Raw genomic sequence first — 17540 nt, forward strand, 5'->3', positions numbered from 1 at the left:
GTCATACTTTTCCGGTCGGGTGGGCTGGCATGGCTTCATCCTGCCACAGTTCTTCCAGTGTCTGCCGGTGGCGTATCACCGTCCATTGACCGTCTTCTATCAGAACCTGCGCTGCCAGAGGACGGCTATTGTAGGTGGAACTCATAACTGCACCATAAGCGCCCGTGTCCAGAATGGCTATACGGGATGCACGGCCAAGCGGGGGGAGCTGCCGGTCCCGTGCAAAAGTGTCTCCACTCTCACACACTGGGCCAACAACATGCGTGGGGGTTGCTGGCTGGCCGAAGGCCTGCGGAGCAAGGGGAAGAATACCGTGCCACGCATCATACATGCTGGGGCGGACCATGTCGTTCATGGCGGCATCCAGCACAAGGAATGGCCCCGGCAGCCCTTCTTCCTTGCGCAGGATAACACTGCTTAGCAGCACGCCAGCGGGGCCTATGGGCCAGCGGCCTGGCTCAATGCTTAACCGGACGCCAAGGTCGCCCAGTTCAGCCCGCATGGCGGCGGCCAGTGCTTCTGGCCGGCCTTCCACTTCATTGCGGTAGCAGATGCCCAGACCACCGCCGCAGTCCACAACCTCCACCTTTAACCCACTGGCACGGACCGAGCGCACCAGTTCGGCCACGCGGGCATAGGCTGCGTGATAAGGGGCGGTAGAGAGAATCTGGCTACCAATATGGGTTGCAAACCCCACTGGCTTAAGGCCCGGCAGAGTAAAGGCGCGGGCATACAGAGCGGCTGCGTTGTCAAACGGGATGCCAAACTTGTTGGCGGCAAGCCCGGTTGTAATTTTGGCGTGCGTTTTGGCATCCACATCGGGGTTGATGCGCAGTGTTATGCTGGCCTGCTTGCCAAGGCGCGTTGCAATGGCGGAAATAATGTCCAGCTCTTCCGCGCTTTCCACGTTGATCTGGCCAACGCCAAGACCAATGGCATATTCCAGCTCGGCGTCGCTTTTGCCCACACCGGAAAAAACCACCCGCTCGGCTGGAATGCCAGCTTTTTGCGTACGGGCCAGTTCACCACCGCTTACAATATCCACGCCATATCCTTCCCGCCCGATAAGGGACAGGACGGAAAGATGGTCATTCGCTTTAACTGCGTAATGGATACCCACATCCAGCCCGGCATCGGTCATGGCGGTCTGCATCCGCCGGAGGCGTTGCCGGAGCGTGCCAGCACCCAGCACCCAGCATGGTGTGCCAACAGCATCGGCTATGGCGTTAAGGGGAACGCCCTCAAACATCAGGCCGCATAGCGGGTCTGTTGTCAGATGTGGGTGCGTGGCCAGAAGTTCCGCCAGCGAGGGATCAGCATCGGTATGGACAGGTAAGTCAGCCATGAGGCGAACAGAGCCTTGGAAAAAGAGGTGTGGACGAGGCAGGCGGGAGGTTGGGTATTCAGGCCAGTACGGGCCTGCGTTACCCGGTGCTCCGCTCAGTCAGAGGGGTACATGCGGGGGTAGGTGATCTGGCTCTTTGGGCCGGGAGCCTGATTAGGGCCTTTTTTGCCACAGGCCGCCAGAGGCAGGCACAGAAGAGTTGCCAGAAACAGGCCCATAAACAGACGGGGGGTCATGGCGCTTACCCTTCAGATTTATGGGAGGTTGAAGAGGACAGGGCATCAAGCCAACGCTTTGCCTGAGCGGCAACGTTGGTGCCGGCTGTTCCGCCTTCGCTCGTGCGGGATGCAATGGAGGCATCCACGCTCAGCACGGAGTAGATGTCCTGCGTAATGCCGGGTTCTTCTGCCTGCATTTCTTCCAGTGTCAGGTCCGCAAGACCAATATTCTTGCTTTCGGCACGGGCTACAAGGCGGCCTGTAACGTGGTGCGCGGTGCGGAACGGCACCTTGAGCACACGCACCAGCCAGTCCGCGATGTCGGTCGCGGTGGAATAGCCAGAACCAGCCAGAGCGCGCATCTGCGCGGTGTTGGCGGTCATGTCGCGCACCATGCCGTCACACGCGGCAAGGCTCAGGGCAGCGGCATCGGTTGCGGCAAAAACGGGTTCCTTGTCTTCCTGCATGTCCTTGGCATAGGCCAGCGGCAGACCTTTCATGACCGTCAGAAGCCCGATCAGGCTGCCGTTAATGCGGCCTGTTTTGGCACGGACCAGTTCGGCCGCATCCGGGTTACGCTTTTGCGGCATAATGGAGGAGCCGGTGGTAAATGCGTCCGACAGCCGGATGAAGGAGAACGGGGACGAACACCAGATGACAATCTCTTCCGCCATGCGGGAGAGGTGCATGGCCAGAATGGAGAGGGCGGACAGGTATTCCAGCGCAAAATCCCGGTCCGAAACCGCATCGAGCGAATTGGCGGTTGGGCGGTCAAAGTGCAGAAGTTCCGCCGTCATCTTCCGATCAATGGGGAAGGAGGTGCCTGCAAGGGCGGCAGAACCTAGCGGGCATTCGTTCAGGCGGCGGCGCGTGTCGGCCAGACGTCCCCGGTCGCGGGCCAGCATTTCCACGTAGGCCATAAGGTGGTGGCCAAAGGTTACCGGCTGGGCGGTTTGCAGGTGTGTAAAGCCGGGCATGGGGTCTGCCGCATGTTCCAGCGCACGCTGCGCCAGTGCCCGCATGAGCGAGGCCACCTGCTGGTCCAGCCCGTCTATGGCGTCTCGCACCCAAAGGCGGAAGTCAGTTGCAACCTGGTCATTGCGTGAGCGGGCGGTGTGCAGGCGCTTGCCTGCTTCTCCAATCCGGTCAGATAGGCGGGCTTCGATATTCATGTGAATATCTTCCAGCGCTTCGGAAAAAGGAAAATCGCCCGCGGCAATTTCCGCGCCAATCTCGGTCAGCCCTTTGCGGATGGCCGCTTCATCATCCTTCGAGATAATACCCACATGCGCAAGCATGGCGGCATGGGCCAGCGAACCCGCAATGTCCTGCTTCCACAGCGCCTTATCAAAGCTGATGGACGCGTTGATGGCCTGCATAATGTCCGAAGGGCCGCCCGCAAATCGTCCGCCCCACTGCACATTGGCGTTGGGGGCTGATTGGGCCGGGGGCTGGTTCTTCAGAGACATGGTTGGCTGACCTGTTCGTTTGCTTGGTATTGTTCTGCCGCAGCCATAATACCGGTGCGGGCTGAATGCAAAGCCCATCCTACTGGCGCATCCGCTGGCGCGCAAACTGGCATGGGGGCGTCTTATCATGCCAGCGCTGCGGTACGGGCGGGCATTTTATGGCGCATTCCCTGTTTGCGGGGGTGGCTGCCTGCGCATTTCTCTGCTTATAAAGTGTGTAAATTACAGGGAGTTCAGGAAAAGACCATGTCTCACGAACTTGCAACTTTTGGTGTTGTCGATCCGGGGGCCAACGTGCTGCTGGAAGTGATCAAGGCAGAAAACCCGATTGCCGCTGTGCGTCGGCTGGAAGAAAAGATGCGTGGCCCGGAATACGTGACCGCGCGCAGCTATGCTGAAGGCGGCGAAGAATCGCTTGATGGCACGGACCCCGCTTATCTGGTCTATGCGCTGGATGGCAGCGGGCTGGATGCGGAAGGCCTGAGTGGTGAAGACGCAGGCCGTGTGCGCGCAGAGGCTGATCTGGCTGCCATTATCGTCTCGTCGGTTAAATAAGACGCTCTTATGTCGTCTCTGGGCAGGAGGGGGCTTGTGCTGGCCTCCTTCTGCCCGTTTCAAAAACAGGCAAACGCGTAACGGCGGATGACAAACGTTTTGGCAGAAAGTTTTAAGGTTTACGGGCAGGATAACGGCGGCCCTTTTGTTCTGGTCAGCGACCACGCCGGGCAGGCCATTCCTCCCGAACTTGATGGTCTGGGGTTGAGCGCGCAGGAGCGGGCACGCCACATCGGGTGGGATATAGGGATAGATGGCGTTGGTCGCAGACTGGCCAATACCTTGCCCGCAGTGCTGATTGAGCAGGTTTATTCCCGTCTGGTCATTGATTGTAACCGTGCTCCCGGCCACCCTACATCTATTGTAACGCAAAGCGATGGGACGCCAGTACCCCGCAACCAGAACCTGAGTGCGGAGGATGTGGCATGGCGTGAGCAGACCATCCTGCACCCCTACCACCAGCGTATTCGGCAGGAACTGGATGCCCGTGTTACACAGGGGCGGCAGGTGGTCGTAGTGGCGCTGCACAGTTTTACGCCTGTCATGCGTGGGGTTAAGCGGCCGTGGCATGTGGGGCTGCTGCACAACCACGACCCGCGGCTGGCCCATATCATGATCGACCTGCTTCGGGCGGAAGGGCTGGTTGTGGGGGATAATGAGCCGTATGCCTTGACCGATACATCGGACTACACAATTCCCATACATGGCGAGCAGCGCGCTCTGCCGCATATTGAAATTGAAATCCGTCAGGACCTCATAGCCCACCCCGATGGGCAGGCAGAATGGGCCGAGCGGCTGGCCCGTCTGCTTCCCAGAGCATGGCAGATTTTTTGCACAAGGTACGAGCAGCGTTCATGAGCACATCTTCCAGCCTCCTTCCTCCGCAGATCATCACCGGCAAGGCCAGACTGGCCGGGGTGCTGGGGTGGCCGGTTGCCCATTCCCGCTCACCCGTGCTGCATAACTACTGGCTGCGCCAGTATGGGGTGGACGGGGCTTATGTGCCGCTGCCAGCCGACCCCGAATCTTTTGTTGCGGCTGTGCTGGGGTTGCAGGCGGCTGGTTTTCGTGGCGCCAACGTGACCATTCCTCACAAGGAGGCGGCCTACAAGCTGGCTGATGTGCTGGATGAAACGGCTAAACGAGCAGGAGCCGTTAACACACTGGTTTTTCGTGAAGATGGCAAAATTCTGGGACTTTCCACCGATGGGGGCGGCTTTGTCGCCAGTCTGGAGGCGGCCAGCCTTCCTCCGCAACCTCGCACCCGTGCCCTTTTGCTGGGTGCAGGTGGAGCGGCCCGCTCGGTAGCCGCAGCGTTGCAGGATAAGGGAATGCAGGTTTCCATAACCAATCGGACACAGGAGCGGGCCGAGGCACTGGCCGAGGCGCTGCCCGGGGCGGATGTGGTGCCGTGGTCTGTATGGGAACAGCAGTTGGGAGACTTTACCCTGCTGGTCAATACAACCTCATTGGGGATGGAAGGCGGGCCGGACCCGTTGTTCTGCCCCTCTCTGGCGCAGGCTACCCCACAACTGGTCGTGGCGGATATTGTATATGTTCCCCGTGTAACGCCTTTGCTGGCCAGCGCACAAAAGCATGGCCTGCGCACGGTAGGGGGGCTGGGTATGTTGCTGCATCAGGCCCGGTTGGGCTTCAGGGAGTGGTTTGGCGTTGACCCGCAGGTGGATGACGCAACACAAGAGTATGTGCTGAACAGTTTCTGACATAACGCCATTCCCATGGATCAGGACAAGGTTTTGTCATGAAGATACTGGGCCTGACCGGCGGTATGGGCATGGGCAAAAGCACGGTCGCAAATATGCTGCGCCATGCTGGCTTGCCCGTGTTTGATGCGGATGCAGTGGTCCATCGGCTACAGGCACCCGGAGGGGAGGCGCTGCCTGCCATAGCCCATCTTGTGCCAGAAGCCGTTAAAGGTGGGCGGCTGGAGCGTGGCGTGCTGCGGCAGGCCGTATTGGGCCATCCAGCAATGTTGAAAAAACTGGAAGCTATTATGCATCCCTTGGTGCGTAAGGCGCGAGGGCAGTTTTTGCAGCAGCATTGCCAGCTTGGTACGCCTTGGGTTGTGCTGGATATTCCCCTGTTGTTTGAAACAGGGGCCGAGCGTCTGTGTAACAGAGTTGTGGTGGTATCAGCCCCGGCCTGGGTGCAGCGTAGACGTGTGGCGCAAAGGCGGCATATGCCGCCCGCACAGGCGCGACGACTGATTGCCTGTCAGATGTCCAATGCCCGCAGGGTGCAGGGTGCAGACGTTGTTATCCATACCGGCTTGTCCATGAAGGAAACAGAGCGGCAGGTCCGCCGCTTTATCAGGAGTTTGAGGGCGTGAAACGAACCATCCTGTTTGATACGGAAACAACAGGGCTAGACCCTGCCACCGGGGACCGGGTGATTGAAATTGCGGCTCTGGAACTTGTGGGGGACCTGCCAACGGGTAAGGCTTACCATGTTCTGCTCGACCCTGAGCGGGATGTGCCGGAAGAGGCAACACGCGTACATGGCTTTACGCGGGCCGACCTTGAGGGGAAGCCAAAATTTGCGGAAGTAGCGGACGACTTTCTGGCCTTTGTCGGGGATGATGCGCTGATTGCACATAATGCCCGGTTTGACTTTGGTTTTTTGAATGCCGAACTCAAACGTGCTGGCCGCAAGCCGTTGGATCTGGGGCGTATGGTGGATACGCTGGATATGGCGCGTGAGCGTTTTCCCGGTATGCCCAATAGCTTGGATGCGTTGTGCCGCCGCTTTGGCGTGGACCTATCCGCCCGTACGACCCACAATGCACTGCTCGACTGCAAACTGCTGGCCGAAGTGTATGTGGAACTTATGGGGGGCCGGCAGCATGGCCTTGGGCTTGTGGCGGACGGAGAGCAGGCGCCCGTTGTGGTGTATGATGGGCCAACAGAACGCAAAGTTGTGCGGGTCTGCCCCACCGAGGCCGAACTGACCGCCCACGCCGGTTTTGTGGAAAAGCTGAAAGACCCGATCTGGAATACCTGATTTGTTCGGCCATGCCTGAACGCACCCGAAAAGGCTATGCAGCGGCAAAAGCCTATGCCATGTTTTGGTTATCCCGAATACAAGGAGCATTTTGATGCGTTCAGCATCCCGTCGTTTTCTTGCTGCTCTGGCCCTGTCCGGTACATGGGCCTTGCCCGCAGGAGCAGAGACCGTGCTGGGTCCTGCCATGGCGGAGGTTACGTTCAAAACCCGTTCTGCTGATCTGGGGCTGGGCTATACGTGGGGCAAGGGTGTGCTGACCTATGGCGGGCATACGTATCCCTTTGAAATTAATGGTGCTTCGGCGGCAGCCATTGGTTTTTCTTCCGGTAATAGCGTGGGCAAGGTTTATAACCTCCAGCGGCTGGAAGATTTTGCTGGCACGTACTGGTCTCTTTCGGGCGAGACAACGGTTGGCAAGGGCGTTGCTGGCCACCTGATGGAAAATGACTCGGGCGTACGCATTCGGCTGGATGAAACGCGCACGGGTGGTCGCCTTGCCGCATCACCATCTCGTCTGACCATCCGCTTTTCGCCAGAAACGCAAAAAGCTCTAACGGACGTCCCAGCCAAAAAAGACTGAGCCGGATACGGTATTAGTCAGTTGGCTGGGTTTGAGACGCGGTCAACAGACGGACTGTTCTGGCCAGAACGTCGCGTTCTTCAAACAGTGACAAGGCGCGTGCCCGTCCGGCCTGTCCCATCCTGCGGCGTAGGGTGGGCTGGCTGACCAGTTGCCGCAAGGCGCGCGCGAGTGGCTTCCTCTGTGCCACAGGGACCAGAAGGCCAGTCTGCCCATCCACAATCTGCTCACGCGGACCACGAATATTCGTGGCAACTACGGGCAGGCCGCTCAACATGGCTTCAATAATAGACATGGGGAGCCCTTCAAAGTGGCTGGGCAGTGTAAAAATATCCGCAGCAGCCAGGAGAGCAGGAATATCTGCCCGGTAGCCCAAACACTTCAAGCGTGGTCCTAGTATCTGCTGCGCCTGTGTTAGCGCGTTGTCCAGCCGGGCGCCGTGGTCGCTTGCAAGCCGCTCCCCTACAACCCAGAGTTCGGCATCTGGCACGTTCTGCATGGCGGCCAGCAGTTCGGGGTAGCCTTTGTGGCGCACAAGGCGGGAGACAACAATAATTACCACGGTTTGGGATGCTGTGCCCAGTTCCGTACGAACACGGTGCCGTGCGGCCGCATCGGGGTGGAAAACAGAACTGTCACGCCCATTCCCTATGGCAATGGGGTGTGGGTGAATATGCAGGCGTGCCGCATCATCCGCTTCTTCTTTTGAAACTGTCAGATAGATGTCTGTAATGTGGCCACATCCCCTTTCCAACAGTTTGGCCAGTTGGCGTTTTGCGGCTGAACCGGGTTGGTTGAACAAGAAGCCGTGGCATGTGTAGGCAATGCAGGGCACGCCGCAGAACTTGGCCGCCACGCGGGCCAGAATGCCGCTAATGGGCATATGTGCGTGCACCATATCGGGTTTTTCACGCCGGATCAGGCGTATGAGCGCCCATAAGGCACGTACCTGTGCAATGGGAGAAAAGGAACGGGCTAGGGGCGGTGTCTCAATACGAAACCCCTCTTCCCGTGGTGTTTTTAAGAGTGGCCCGTCCGCACAGACGCCAACAACTTCGTGCCCGTTGGCGCGCAGAACCCGCATGAGAGGAAGCAGGAAATGGGTGAGTGAAAAATCGACGTTTGTAACTTCGAGTATCTTCACAACACGGTTTATTCGCTGATCAGGGTCATGGCCCAATGGATTGGCTTGGGTGGAGGCTGCGCCATGGCGTGGCTTAACGCGGCATGGGGGAGCGTAGGTGCATGGGCCTGCTCATGCGGTATTCCGTCCGGCATGGGCGCGGCTGCCTCTTCCACAAGGTCGGGAGCGGTCAGCACAATGCTCTCATCGGGGAGGAGGTCTGGTGTCTGTTCAGCGGCTTCCGTTAGGGCGGGGAGGGGAGTGGCTGCTTCTTCCTGCGGTGTTGTAGTTTGCAGCAAGGGGGCCCCGCCATCTTCTTCCACATCGTCTTCAGGAGGGAGTGGGGTGGGAGATGTGTCTTGTGGTGGTGCGGCGGCGGGGGTCAACACAAGCTGGAGTGTAGCCATGCGGCGGCTCCCGCCAAGGTAAACACTTTCCTCCACACTGATCTGCCCATCGGACTGGAACAGCCAGCTTTCCTCCTCGCTGTGCAAAAGATAGCCGTTTTCGGTCGGTTCCACCATGATGTCCGGGTGGAGGTGAAAGCGTACACACGGGGAGCGGGCGAGTGTTGCCCCCTCCAGTCTTTCTTCCCCACGCAGTGTCCGGCCATCTTTGCCCAGATAAAGCTGGCGATGATAAACGCCCCCTCCCTGACTTTCGTACCCGTTATGGGTCATGTCCAGCCAGTGTGCGCCATCCTGTGTTGCATGGGTGCGCGTTACCTGCGGCGGTCTGCTGGTAGTGCCGTTGGCTTCGAACGTTATGGGGGACATGCCGCCAAGTTCCAGCACGGAATGGGCCGCAGGGTAACGCAGTGCTTCGGCCCAGCCTTTTTGTTTGCTGGCGCCACAATTTACGATCAACCGCTGTTTGCCGGATGAAAATTCAAACGACAGCATTCCAGCGTGCGCCGTGTGGTCAAACCCATTGGGGGCCGGGGCGGCGGCATCGGCAATAAGCAGGGCACGGCCGCTGCTTAGCCGTGCAAAACCGCTTTCTGGCAAGCCTGCCGCGACAACCCGTGAACGGGACGCACGGTTTAGAACAAGTTCCACCAGTTGCGGGTCACGCTCACGGCTACCGTTGAACAAGGCCAGCCCACCATCCGCATGGCGCATGGCCCGCAGGGCAGGGACAGTACGGTTGGCGGCATCCACCAGTGTTGTGGGCAGAGGCAGGCGCGCGACCTGAAGAATGTAAAGCATTTCGGCCAGTTCCTTCACAGTCAGGAACAGGTCTTCAGGGCTGCGGGTGATGTGGCCGCCATCGGGCAGAATCTGGCTTGTGATGACTTCGTCAATCAATCGCAGATACCGGGTCAGAAATTCCGGGTAGTCCGGGATGGAGACAGCAACGGCCAGAAGGCCCTTAAGCGCGCACAGGGCCTGCCAGCCGTAAACGGCTTCTGGCATAAGCGCCATAATGGACCGTGCTTCCATCATAAGTGACGCCATCAGATGCTGGCGAAAAGTGTCATCCGCCGAGGCGGCAAAAAATTCGTAACAGCCTAGCCATGCACATAGCCGCGCCCCGGTTATGGAGGGGTCAATAACGGCCCGCTCCGCCGCAGGCTGGCGGATCCAGTGGGAAACAAGGGTCCGGGCTTTGATCCGGGCGGATTCGGCTCCCAGTTCCCGCAGGTCCTGTAGCCAGCAAAAACTCTGTAACCACCGGCGGTAAGCCGCAGGCCATGTGGGGTCATCCCATACGTTCGACTGGAGCGAGCGGGATACGCCCTCAAATTCGGTCCGGTTGCGGACCAGTTTTTCGCCTACCGTGGCGTTACCCGGCCATAAATCGCGCAGCACAACGGCTGGAGCAGCAGGAACACGCGCAAACCCACCAAGCGGGTTGCGCATGGCATAAGCAAGGCGGGGTCCACGGGTCCAGCGGCGAAGGGGCATCAGATTAAAGGTAACTCCATGCTGGGGCTTTAGGGCTGGTGATTTCTAATAGAACTTTATGACATCATTTGGATCAATTTGACTTCTCTCTCCGCGCGGTAGGTCATGCAGGGCGGAGGGAGGCAATGGCGGCAGCGTAATCCGCCTTGCCGTACACGGCACTCCCGGCAATCAGCACATCTGCTCCTGCCTGCGTTGCCAGTGGGGCTGTCTGCGCGTCTATGCCACCATCGACCGCCAGCCGGATATCGCGGCCGCTCTGTGCGATCATGTCCCGGATACGGGTAATTTTGGGCAACTGGCTTGTCAGGAACTTCTGCCCACCAAAGCCGGGGTTCACCGTCATGACCAGTATGACGTCTACAAGGTCCATGACCTCGGCAATGGCCTCTGCCGGGGTGGCTGGGCACAGTACAATACCGGGTTTGGCCCCAAGCTGGCGAATAAGCTGAAGTGAGCGGTGCGTATGCGGGCCCGCTTCTATGTGAATGAGAATCTGGTCAGCCCCGGCTTTGGCAAAAGCCTCTAGATAAGGGTCAACAGGTGCAATCATCAGATGCACGTCAAAGGGCAGGGAGGTGCGCCCACGGAGTGCCTTGACCACGGCTGGGCCGAAGGAAATGTTCGGCACAAAATGGCCATCCATTACGTCCAGATGGATCCAATCTGCCCCGGCCTGGGCAACGGCTTCTACTTCTTCTCCCAGCCGCGCAAAATCCGCAGCCAGAATACTCGGGGCGATCAGGGGGAATGGTGCAGAACTCATTCTCCGTTTATCCGCAATAGCAGCCGCCTGCGCAACTGGAGAAAACGGTTTGTGCGCTTTTAAGTGGCAACTGCCTGCATATGGGGCAGTGGTTTATGCCGTGCGGGTAAAGCGTGCTGCAAAAAAACCATCCATGCCGCCTTGTTCCGGCCATAGTCCGGGGTGCGTGCGGAGCCAGCCTTCAGGGGTTAGTGCTTCGGGCAAAAAGGCAAGTTCTTCGGGGGTAAACGGCATGGGCACAAGCCCCATGGCCTGCGCTGCGCGTGCGCGGTCCGGCCCTTCTTCCTGCTGCAAAGAGCACACGGCGTAAACAAGCCTGCCGCCGGGTTTGAGCATGTCTTTGGCGGCGGCCAGTAGTTTGTCCTGCATGGCGGTCAGGTTGGTCAGGTCCCGTGGGCGTTTGACCCACAGCACATCCGGGTGGCGTCGGGCTGTGCCGGTGGCGGAGCAGGGGGCATCCAGCAAAATGGCGTCCAGCGGGGCATCCGGGCGCCATGTGGCCGCATCCGCCTGAAAAGCGCGCACGTTGTCCAGCCCAAGCCGGGCCATGTTTTCTTTTAACCGGAGCAGACGCGCGGGGTTGTTTTCAACCGCCGTTACTGTGGCGCCTGTTATGGCAAGCTGCGCTGTTTTGCCGCCGGGGGCTGCACACAGGTCAGCAACCTGCTCGTTGGCCTGTACGTTCAGAAGGCGTGCGGGCAGGGTTGCTGCGGCATCCTGAACCCAGAAAGCGCCTTCTTCATATCCGGGGAGTTCTGTTACCCGGGTGCCAGCAGGCAGGCGGATAGAACCGTTGGGGAGTAGTACGCCCCCTTCTGGAATCTGCGCACCCGGACGCAGGGTAATATCCAGCGGGGCTTCGTGGCTTATGCCCAATGCAATAGCGCGCGGGACGCCTTTGCCCAGCCCCGACCAGGAACTCCACAGCCATGCCGGAACATCCAGCCGCGGCTGGTCCAGTCCTTCCAGCAGTTCCGTGCCACTGGTGGCAACCCGGCGCAGTACAGCGTTGGCCAGCCCCGCAAAAGGTGCCAGCTTGCGCCTGCGTAGAAGGGAAACCGTGGTGCCAACGGCTGCATGGGGTGGTGTTTCCAGAAACAGCAGTTGTGCGCAGCCCATCATCAACGCGACCCGCACAGGTTCGGGCGGTTCTTTTTTCAAAAAAGGTTCCAGCACCGTGCGCAGTGTGCCCATGTGGCGTAGCGTTGCCGCCGCCAGCCGATGGGCTGCCGCCCGGTCCCGCGCTTCGGCCTGATGGGCCGCCGCCGAGCGGGAAAGGCTGTTCTCCAGCATACGACGGTGCTCCACAACGCCGCACAGGATATCAAACGCCACATCCCGTGTTGGATCGGGTTGGGGCGGAGCGGGGCGGAACTTGCCACGCTGTTTGGAGGAGGACGGGCGCGCTGGTGTGGTCATGGGGGCAGAAAAACCGTTCGGAAAGCAGGGTATAAGGTAGCTTATGCCACCAGAAGCGCGGCGCCATTGGCCGCTGTTGCCGGGTTTTGCGTCAAAAAGTGCTGCAAGGCCAGAGGATAAAGCCGGTGCTCCTGCTGCAGAACGCGGGCGGCGAGTTCATCCGCCGTGTCATTGGGCAGAACAGGGACGGCAGCCTGCCCCAGAATAGGCCCCTCATCCATGCCTTCGGTCACCAGATGCACCGTGCAACCGTGTAGCCGGACACCGGCTTCCAGCGCGCGTTCATGCGTATGCAGGCCGGGGAATGAGGGAAGGAGGCTGGGGTGAATGTTGAGCATCCGCCCCGCCCATGCGTTGGTCAGGTAGGGGGTTAGCAGGCGCATGTACCCGGCAAGGCAGACGGCCTGCGCTCCGGCTTCCACTAACGCTGCGTGGATGGCGCGTTCGTGGGCTTCGCGGTCCTTGCCGAATGTACGGTGGTCGATAGCCAGTGTTGGCAGGCCCGCTTTGCGGGCCATGTCCAGCCCCGGCGCATCCGGTTTGTTACTGAGAACAAGGCAGATACGGGCGGGAAAAGCAGAGTCCTGCGCCGCTTCAATCAGAGCCGTGGCATTGCTGCCACGACCACTGAGTAGGATGGCAACAGGTGTTTTTTCTGTGCTCATGCTGCGCGAAAATCCGGAGTTGCCTGCATTTTAAGGTCAGGCTTGGCGTCAGAGCTTTCGGCCTTGGCAATGGAGCCGATGCGGAAGGCCTGTTCTCCCTGCTCGGCCAGCATGGCCAGAACTTTTTCCGGCTCGGGAGTAATCAGGATCATGCCAATACCGCAGTTGAACACGCGCAGCATTTCCGCACTATCCACATTGCCCGTGCGTGCCAGCCACTTGAACACAGGTGGCATGGGCCATGCCTGATCAATAACAGCATCCAGCCCATCGGGGAGCACGCGGGGCAGGTTGCCCGGCAGGCCGCCACCGGTAATGTGGGCTGCACCATGCAGCAGGCCAGCTTTATGCAGGGCCAGCACAGGGCGCACATACAGGCGCGTGGGTTCAAGGAACGCCTCGCCCAGTGTCTGGCCCGGCGCAAAGGCTGCGGGGTCGGTCCATGTCAGATGGGCATCGGCCACAATGCGGCGCACGAGCGAAAAGCCGTTGGAGTGCACACCGGAGGAAGGCAGGGCGATCAGTGTATCACCCGCGGCAATGCCAGAAGGCAGCAGGGCCGTGCGTTCTGCCGCACCAACGGAAAAACCAGCAAGGTCATAATGACCATCGGCATACATGCCGGGCATTTCCGCCGTTTCGCCGCCAACAAGGGCGCAACCGGACTGTTCGCACCCTTGGGCGATGCCCCGCACGACCTTGGCGGCCGAGGCAACGGACAGGCGGCCGGTGGCAAAGTAGTCGAGGAAGAACAGCGGCTCGGCGCCCTGAACAATCAGGTCGTTCACGCACATGGCCACAAGGTCGATCCCCACGGTTTCGTGCAGGTCGTTATCAATGGCTACGGTCAGCTTGGTGCCAACGCCATCGGTGCAGGAGACCAGCACGGGGTCGGTAAAGCCTGCGGCCTTCAGGTCGAACAGAGCGCCAAAGCCGCCAAGGCCTCCCATGGTGCCGGGCCGGTCCGTGGCTTTGGCAGCAGGGCGAATGGCGTCAACAAGGGCTTCGCCTGCTTCAATGTCCACGCCGGAATCACGGTAGGTGAGGCCGGAAGAAGGGGTATTAGAAGAAGACGTCATGGGTGCGCTCTTGGTCCGAATGAGAGTAAGGTCGATGCCGGGAACAGGGTGAGTTAGGATTCCCGCGAACAGTCTTTACGGCAGGAGACGCGGCGCGCAAAGCGGCATGACACGGATTGATGAAACAAAAGCGTCTTCCCATGACCCAAATGTGGGCAGGAAGCGGCGCATAAACGAAGGTGACGGGGTGGCGCAGATAGCTTTGCCATTTGTGTACCGCCCCCGATTCGGGCGGTCAGATTTTGTTGCAGCGCCGTCTAATGCCGCCGCACGCGCCTGGGTGCTGGATGCGGAAGCCCCTTACCGGTGGCCCGAAGGCCGTATGGCGTTGTGGGGGGAAGGTGGTACGGGAAAAACGCACCTGCTCTCCATATGGGCGGGCCGCTATGGCGCACCTGTTATAGCGGGGGAGAGGCTGAACGAGCGGGAAGTGGGCGCTCTGTTTGACGAGGGCGGGTTTAAGGCCGTGGCGCTGGACAATGCGGACCATGTGCCCAGCGAACATGACCTTCTGCACCTTATCAACCTTGTGCGCGAGCGGCGCGTGCTGTTCCTTATGGCCGGGCGGCTGCCGCCTGCGCGCTGGCCGGCCGCGCTGCCAGATCTGGCTAGCCGGTTGCGGGCGACGTCCTCCGTACCATTGGGGCATGCAGAGGAAGACCTGCTGCACCGCCTGCTGTTGCGTTTGCTGGCGGAACGGCAGATTGTTGTGGCGCCGCAGGTTACGCGCTGGCTGTTGCGCCGCCTGCCACGCCGCGCCAGCGCTGTAAGGGACTGCGTGGCTGCGCTGGATCAGGCTGCCATGGCCGCGGGGGGCAAGGTCACGCGGGTGCTGGCTGCCAGTGTGCTGGAAGGACTTGTGGCGCAGGATGGTGAGGCGTGAAAAGTATATTTCAGTTTTATGACATGATGGCGATTTGGGGCGTCTGAACATTCCGGGGCTATCGTGTTTGGGATATAACGGCGGCGTATCTGGCTTTTGGCGGTCTTTGGTGGCCCAATTGCCGGGTGAGTGATGCAGGAGAGGGAGCACAAGCAAGTGGCGGCACAGGATAAAAAGAACACAACCCCCGTCAGTCGCGCCCGTGCGCCAGCCAAACGCACCCCCTCCCGTGCCAGAACCACAGCTAGCAGCCGCGCTAAAAAAGTGGTTGAACCAGAAGTTACGCTGCAAACGCCCTCCCGCTTCATTAATCGGGAACTGTCTTGGCTCGATTTTAACCAGCGTGTGGTGGAGGAAGCGGATAACGCCCGGAACCCGCTGCTGGAACGCCTGCGCTTTTTGTCCATCAGCGCCAGTAATCTGGATGAGTTCTATTCCGTCCGTGTGGCAGGGCTTGTTGGACAGATTCGTGAAGGGCTGACCACAATCTCGCCCGATGGACGGACCCCGGCCCAGCAGCTTGATGCCGTGCGTGAACGCTGCGCCCGCCTGCTCCGTGAGCAGCAGCGCATATGGGTGGAACTGCGTGGCCTTCTGGCCAAGTCGCATGTGACCCTGTGCGAAACGCAGGACCTGAATGACGCGGACCGCGAGTGGCTGCAAAAATGCTTCATGGACCGTATTTTCCCCGTGCTGACGCCACTGGCGGTTGATCCGGCGCATCCGCTGCCTTTTATCCCCAACATGGGCCTCGCTCTGGGGCTGCGGCTTTTGTACGAGGGCACGGGGCTGTTCGCCATGAACGCCCTTATTCTGCTGCCTGCGCAGGTTGAGCGTTTTATTCGTCTGCCTGCTTCCGCGCCACAGGCGGCGGGGGAACCTGCCCGCGTACGCTTTATCCGGCTGGAAGACCTGATCTCCCTGTTTATTGATCGGCTGTTTTCCGGTCTGGTCGTGGGCGAGAGCGGGGTGCTGCGTGTGGTGCGCGACACAGACGTAGAGTTTGAGGACGAGGCGGAAGACCTTGTTCGGTCTTACGAGAGCGCGCTCAAGCGCCGCCGCCGTGGTGTGGTTATCCATCTTGATATGGAAACGCGCGTGCCCGCCGAACTGGCAGAGGCCATTGCCTCCGACCTGGACCTGCCATCGGACGAAATTGCCGTGCATTCAGGCATGATCGGGGTGGCTGACCTCAAGCAGATGATTGTGGATGACCGGCCCGACCTGCTCTTCCCGCCCTACACGCCGCGCTTCCCCGAGCGGATACTGGACTTTAACGGGGACTGCTTTGCCGCCATCCGGGCGAAGGACCTGCTGGTTCACCATCCGTTTGAAAGTTTTGATGTGGTGGTGCAGTTCCTGCGTCAGGCAGCGCTGGACCCCAATGTTATCGCCATCAAGCAGACCCTGTATCGCACATCGCGCGATTCCCCCATCGTCAAGGCGCTGATCGAGGCGGCGGAAGCTGGTAAGTCGGTTACGGCTATGGTGGAACTACGCGCACGGTTTGACGAGGAAGCCAATATCCGCCTTGCCCGTGCGCTCGAAGCCGCCGGGGTGCAGGTGGTGTTTGGCTTTGCGGACCTGAAAACTCACGCCAAACTCAGCCTTGTGGTGCGCCGCGAGGGGGCGCAGGTGCGCTCTTACGCTCATTTTGGCACGGGTAACTACCATCCCATTACCGCGCGAATTTATACCGACCTGTCCTTCTTTACCTGCAACCCGGCACTGGCGCGGGATTCCGCGCGCCTATTCAACTATGTGACAGGCTACGCCATGCCGGCGCAGATGGAGGAAATAGCGTTTTCCCCCATGACCATCCGCAGCACCCTCAAGGAGCTGATTGAGGAGGAAATGGCGCACGTCAAAGCCGGGCGTCCGGGTACCATCTGGCTCAAGATGAATGCGCTGGTTGACCCGGATCTGATTGACTGCCTCTACCGTGCGTCCTGCGCGGGGGTTAAGATTGTTGGTGTCATTCGCGGGATCTGCTGCCTGCGGCCGGGTGTTGCCGGGCTTTCGGAAAATATTCGCATTAAATCCATTGTTGGGCGCTTTTTGGAGCACTCCCGTATTTTTGCCTTTGGCAACGGGCACCGCGTGCCCTCGCGTCATGCCAAGGTCTTCATTTCCTCTGCTGACTGGATGACCCGCAACATGGACTGGCGGGTGGAAAGCATGGTGCCCATTACCAACCCCACGGTTCATGCTCAGGTTCTGGACCAGATCATGGTCTCCAACATGCGGGACACCCTTCAGTCATGGATGCTGGAGCAAACGGGCGTGTGGCGCAGGCTGCCTGCCGGGGCCAAGCCGTTTTCCGCTCATGAGTGGTTTATGACCCATCCATCACTCTCCGGGCGGGGGTCTGCTGCGCATGAGACCCTGTCCAGAGCACCTGCATCCTTGTCCCAGACCAAAGACCTGATGCTGGATGACTGAAAACGGGGTTTCTTTTTCCGGTATGTCGCGTATGTCTGTCTGCTTTCATGCTGCCGGGCAGTGTA

Annotated in this window: 17 protein-coding genes; 8 read left to right on the forward strand and 9 right to left on the reverse strand. The window is 59.9% G+C overall.

Translation table 11 applies throughout. From position 1 onward, the window contains the following. Position 1: 1 nt before the first annotated feature. The 3 genes from lysA to argH form a co-directional block, all read right to left on the reverse strand. A complete protein-coding gene (lysA, locus tag AGA_RS06095; protein WP_059023487.1) occupies positions 2-1345 on the reverse strand; it encodes a diaminopimelate decarboxylase in 1344 nt (447 codons plus the stop codon). 95 nt (positions 1346-1440) lie between these two features. Next, complete coding sequence (locus AGA_RS13820; protein WP_172793722.1) at positions 1441-1581, reverse strand: hypothetical protein; 141 nt, start codon at positions 1579-1581, stop codon at positions 1441-1443. Between the two features lie 5 nt (positions 1582-1586). Beyond that, complete coding sequence (argH, locus tag AGA_RS06100) at positions 1587-3032, reverse strand: argininosuccinate lyase (RefSeq protein ID WP_059023488.1); 1446 nt, start codon at positions 3030-3032, stop codon at positions 1587-1589. 246 nt (positions 3033-3278) lie between these two features. On the opposite strand from argH, the gene AGA_RS06105 reads away from it, so the two are divergent. The 6 genes from AGA_RS06105 to AGA_RS06130 all read left to right on the forward strand — a co-directional run bounded on the left by AGA_RS06105 (position 3279) and on the right by AGA_RS06130 (position 7191). After that, on the forward strand, positions 3279-3587 hold the full coding sequence (locus tag AGA_RS06105) for a hypothetical protein (RefSeq protein WP_059024695.1): 309 nt from the start codon (positions 3279-3281) through the stop codon (positions 3585-3587). An 87-nt stretch (positions 3588-3674) separates the two neighbouring features. Beyond that, positions 3675-4445, forward strand: coding sequence for an N-formylglutamate amidohydrolase (locus AGA_RS06110; protein WP_059023489.1), 771 nt, complete (start codon positions 3675-3677; stop codon positions 4443-4445). Then, positions 4442-5311, forward strand: a complete 870-nt coding sequence (locus AGA_RS06115) for a shikimate dehydrogenase (RefSeq protein ID WP_059023490.1) — start codon at positions 4442-4444, stop codon at positions 5309-5311. The genes AGA_RS06110 and AGA_RS06115 overlap by 4 nt, the downstream gene beginning before the upstream one ends. Before the next feature lie 38 nt (positions 5312-5349). After that, the gene (gene coaE, locus AGA_RS06120; RefSeq protein ID WP_059023491.1) at positions 5350-5937 is read left to right on the forward strand and encodes a dephospho-CoA kinase; all 588 of its coding nucleotides are present in this window, start codon (positions 5350-5352) and stop codon (positions 5935-5937) included. After that, complete coding sequence (gene dnaQ, locus AGA_RS06125) at positions 5934-6608, forward strand: DNA polymerase III subunit epsilon (protein WP_059023492.1); 675 nt, start codon at positions 5934-5936, stop codon at positions 6606-6608. The genes coaE and dnaQ overlap by 4 nt, the downstream gene beginning before the upstream one ends. 94 nt (positions 6609-6702) lie before the next feature. Next, a complete protein-coding gene (locus AGA_RS06130) occupies positions 6703-7191 on the forward strand; it encodes a hypothetical protein (protein WP_059023493.1) in 489 nt (162 codons plus the stop codon). 13 nt (positions 7192-7204) lie between these two features. On the opposite strand, the gene AGA_RS06135 is transcribed toward AGA_RS06130, so the two are convergent. The 6 genes from AGA_RS06135 to purM form a co-directional block, all read right to left on the reverse strand. After that, positions 7205-8335 (reverse strand): glycosyltransferase family 4 protein, encoded by a 1131-nt coding sequence (locus AGA_RS06135; protein WP_059023494.1) that lies wholly within the window; start codon positions 8333-8335, stop codon positions 7205-7207. A gap of 8 nt (positions 8336-8343) precedes the next feature. After that, positions 8344-10221 carry a heparinase II/III family protein gene (locus AGA_RS06140; protein ID WP_172793723.1) on the reverse strand — a complete coding sequence of 626 codons (1878 nt, stop codon included), beginning with the start codon at positions 10219-10221 and terminating at the stop codon, positions 8344-8346. Between the two features lie 103 nt (positions 10222-10324). Continuing rightward, entirely contained in the window at positions 10325-10987 is a 663-nt protein-coding gene (rpe, locus tag AGA_RS06145; protein WP_059023495.1) for a ribulose-phosphate 3-epimerase, read from the reverse strand. 93 nt (positions 10988-11080) lie between these two features. Further along, positions 11081-12406: an RsmB/NOP family class I SAM-dependent RNA methyltransferase gene (locus AGA_RS06150; protein WP_059023496.1), complete on the reverse strand. Its 1326-nt coding sequence runs from the start codon at positions 12404-12406 to the stop codon at positions 11081-11083. A gap of 41 nt (positions 12407-12447) precedes the next feature. Then, positions 12448-13071, reverse strand: coding sequence for a phosphoribosylglycinamide formyltransferase (gene purN, locus AGA_RS06155; RefSeq protein ID WP_059023497.1), 624 nt, complete (start codon positions 13069-13071; stop codon positions 12448-12450). Further along, entirely contained in the window at positions 13068-14150 is a 1083-nt protein-coding gene (gene purM, locus AGA_RS06160; protein ID WP_059023498.1) for a phosphoribosylformylglycinamidine cyclo-ligase, read from the reverse strand. Before purM ends, purN begins: the two co-directional genes overlap by 4 nt. Before the next feature lie 106 nt (positions 14151-14256). Between purM and AGA_RS06165 the strand changes: the two genes are divergently transcribed. Together AGA_RS06165 and AGA_RS06170 are read left to right on the forward strand one after the other, a co-directional pair. Next, positions 14257-15033 carry a P-loop NTPase family protein gene (locus AGA_RS06165; RefSeq protein WP_059023499.1) on the forward strand — a complete coding sequence of 259 codons (777 nt, stop codon included), beginning with the start codon at positions 14257-14259 and terminating at the stop codon, positions 15031-15033. A 132-nt stretch (positions 15034-15165) separates the two neighbouring features. Beyond that, positions 15166-17475 carry an RNA degradosome polyphosphate kinase gene (locus AGA_RS06170; RefSeq protein ID WP_083503566.1) on the forward strand — a complete coding sequence of 770 codons (2310 nt, stop codon included), beginning with the start codon at positions 15166-15168 and terminating at the stop codon, positions 17473-17475. Positions 17476-17540 lie beyond the last annotated feature (65 nt).

The sequence above is a fragment of the Acetobacter ghanensis genome (assembly GCF_001499675.1).
Lineage (GTDB): Bacteria > Pseudomonadota > Alphaproteobacteria > Acetobacterales > Acetobacteraceae > Acetobacter > Acetobacter ghanensis.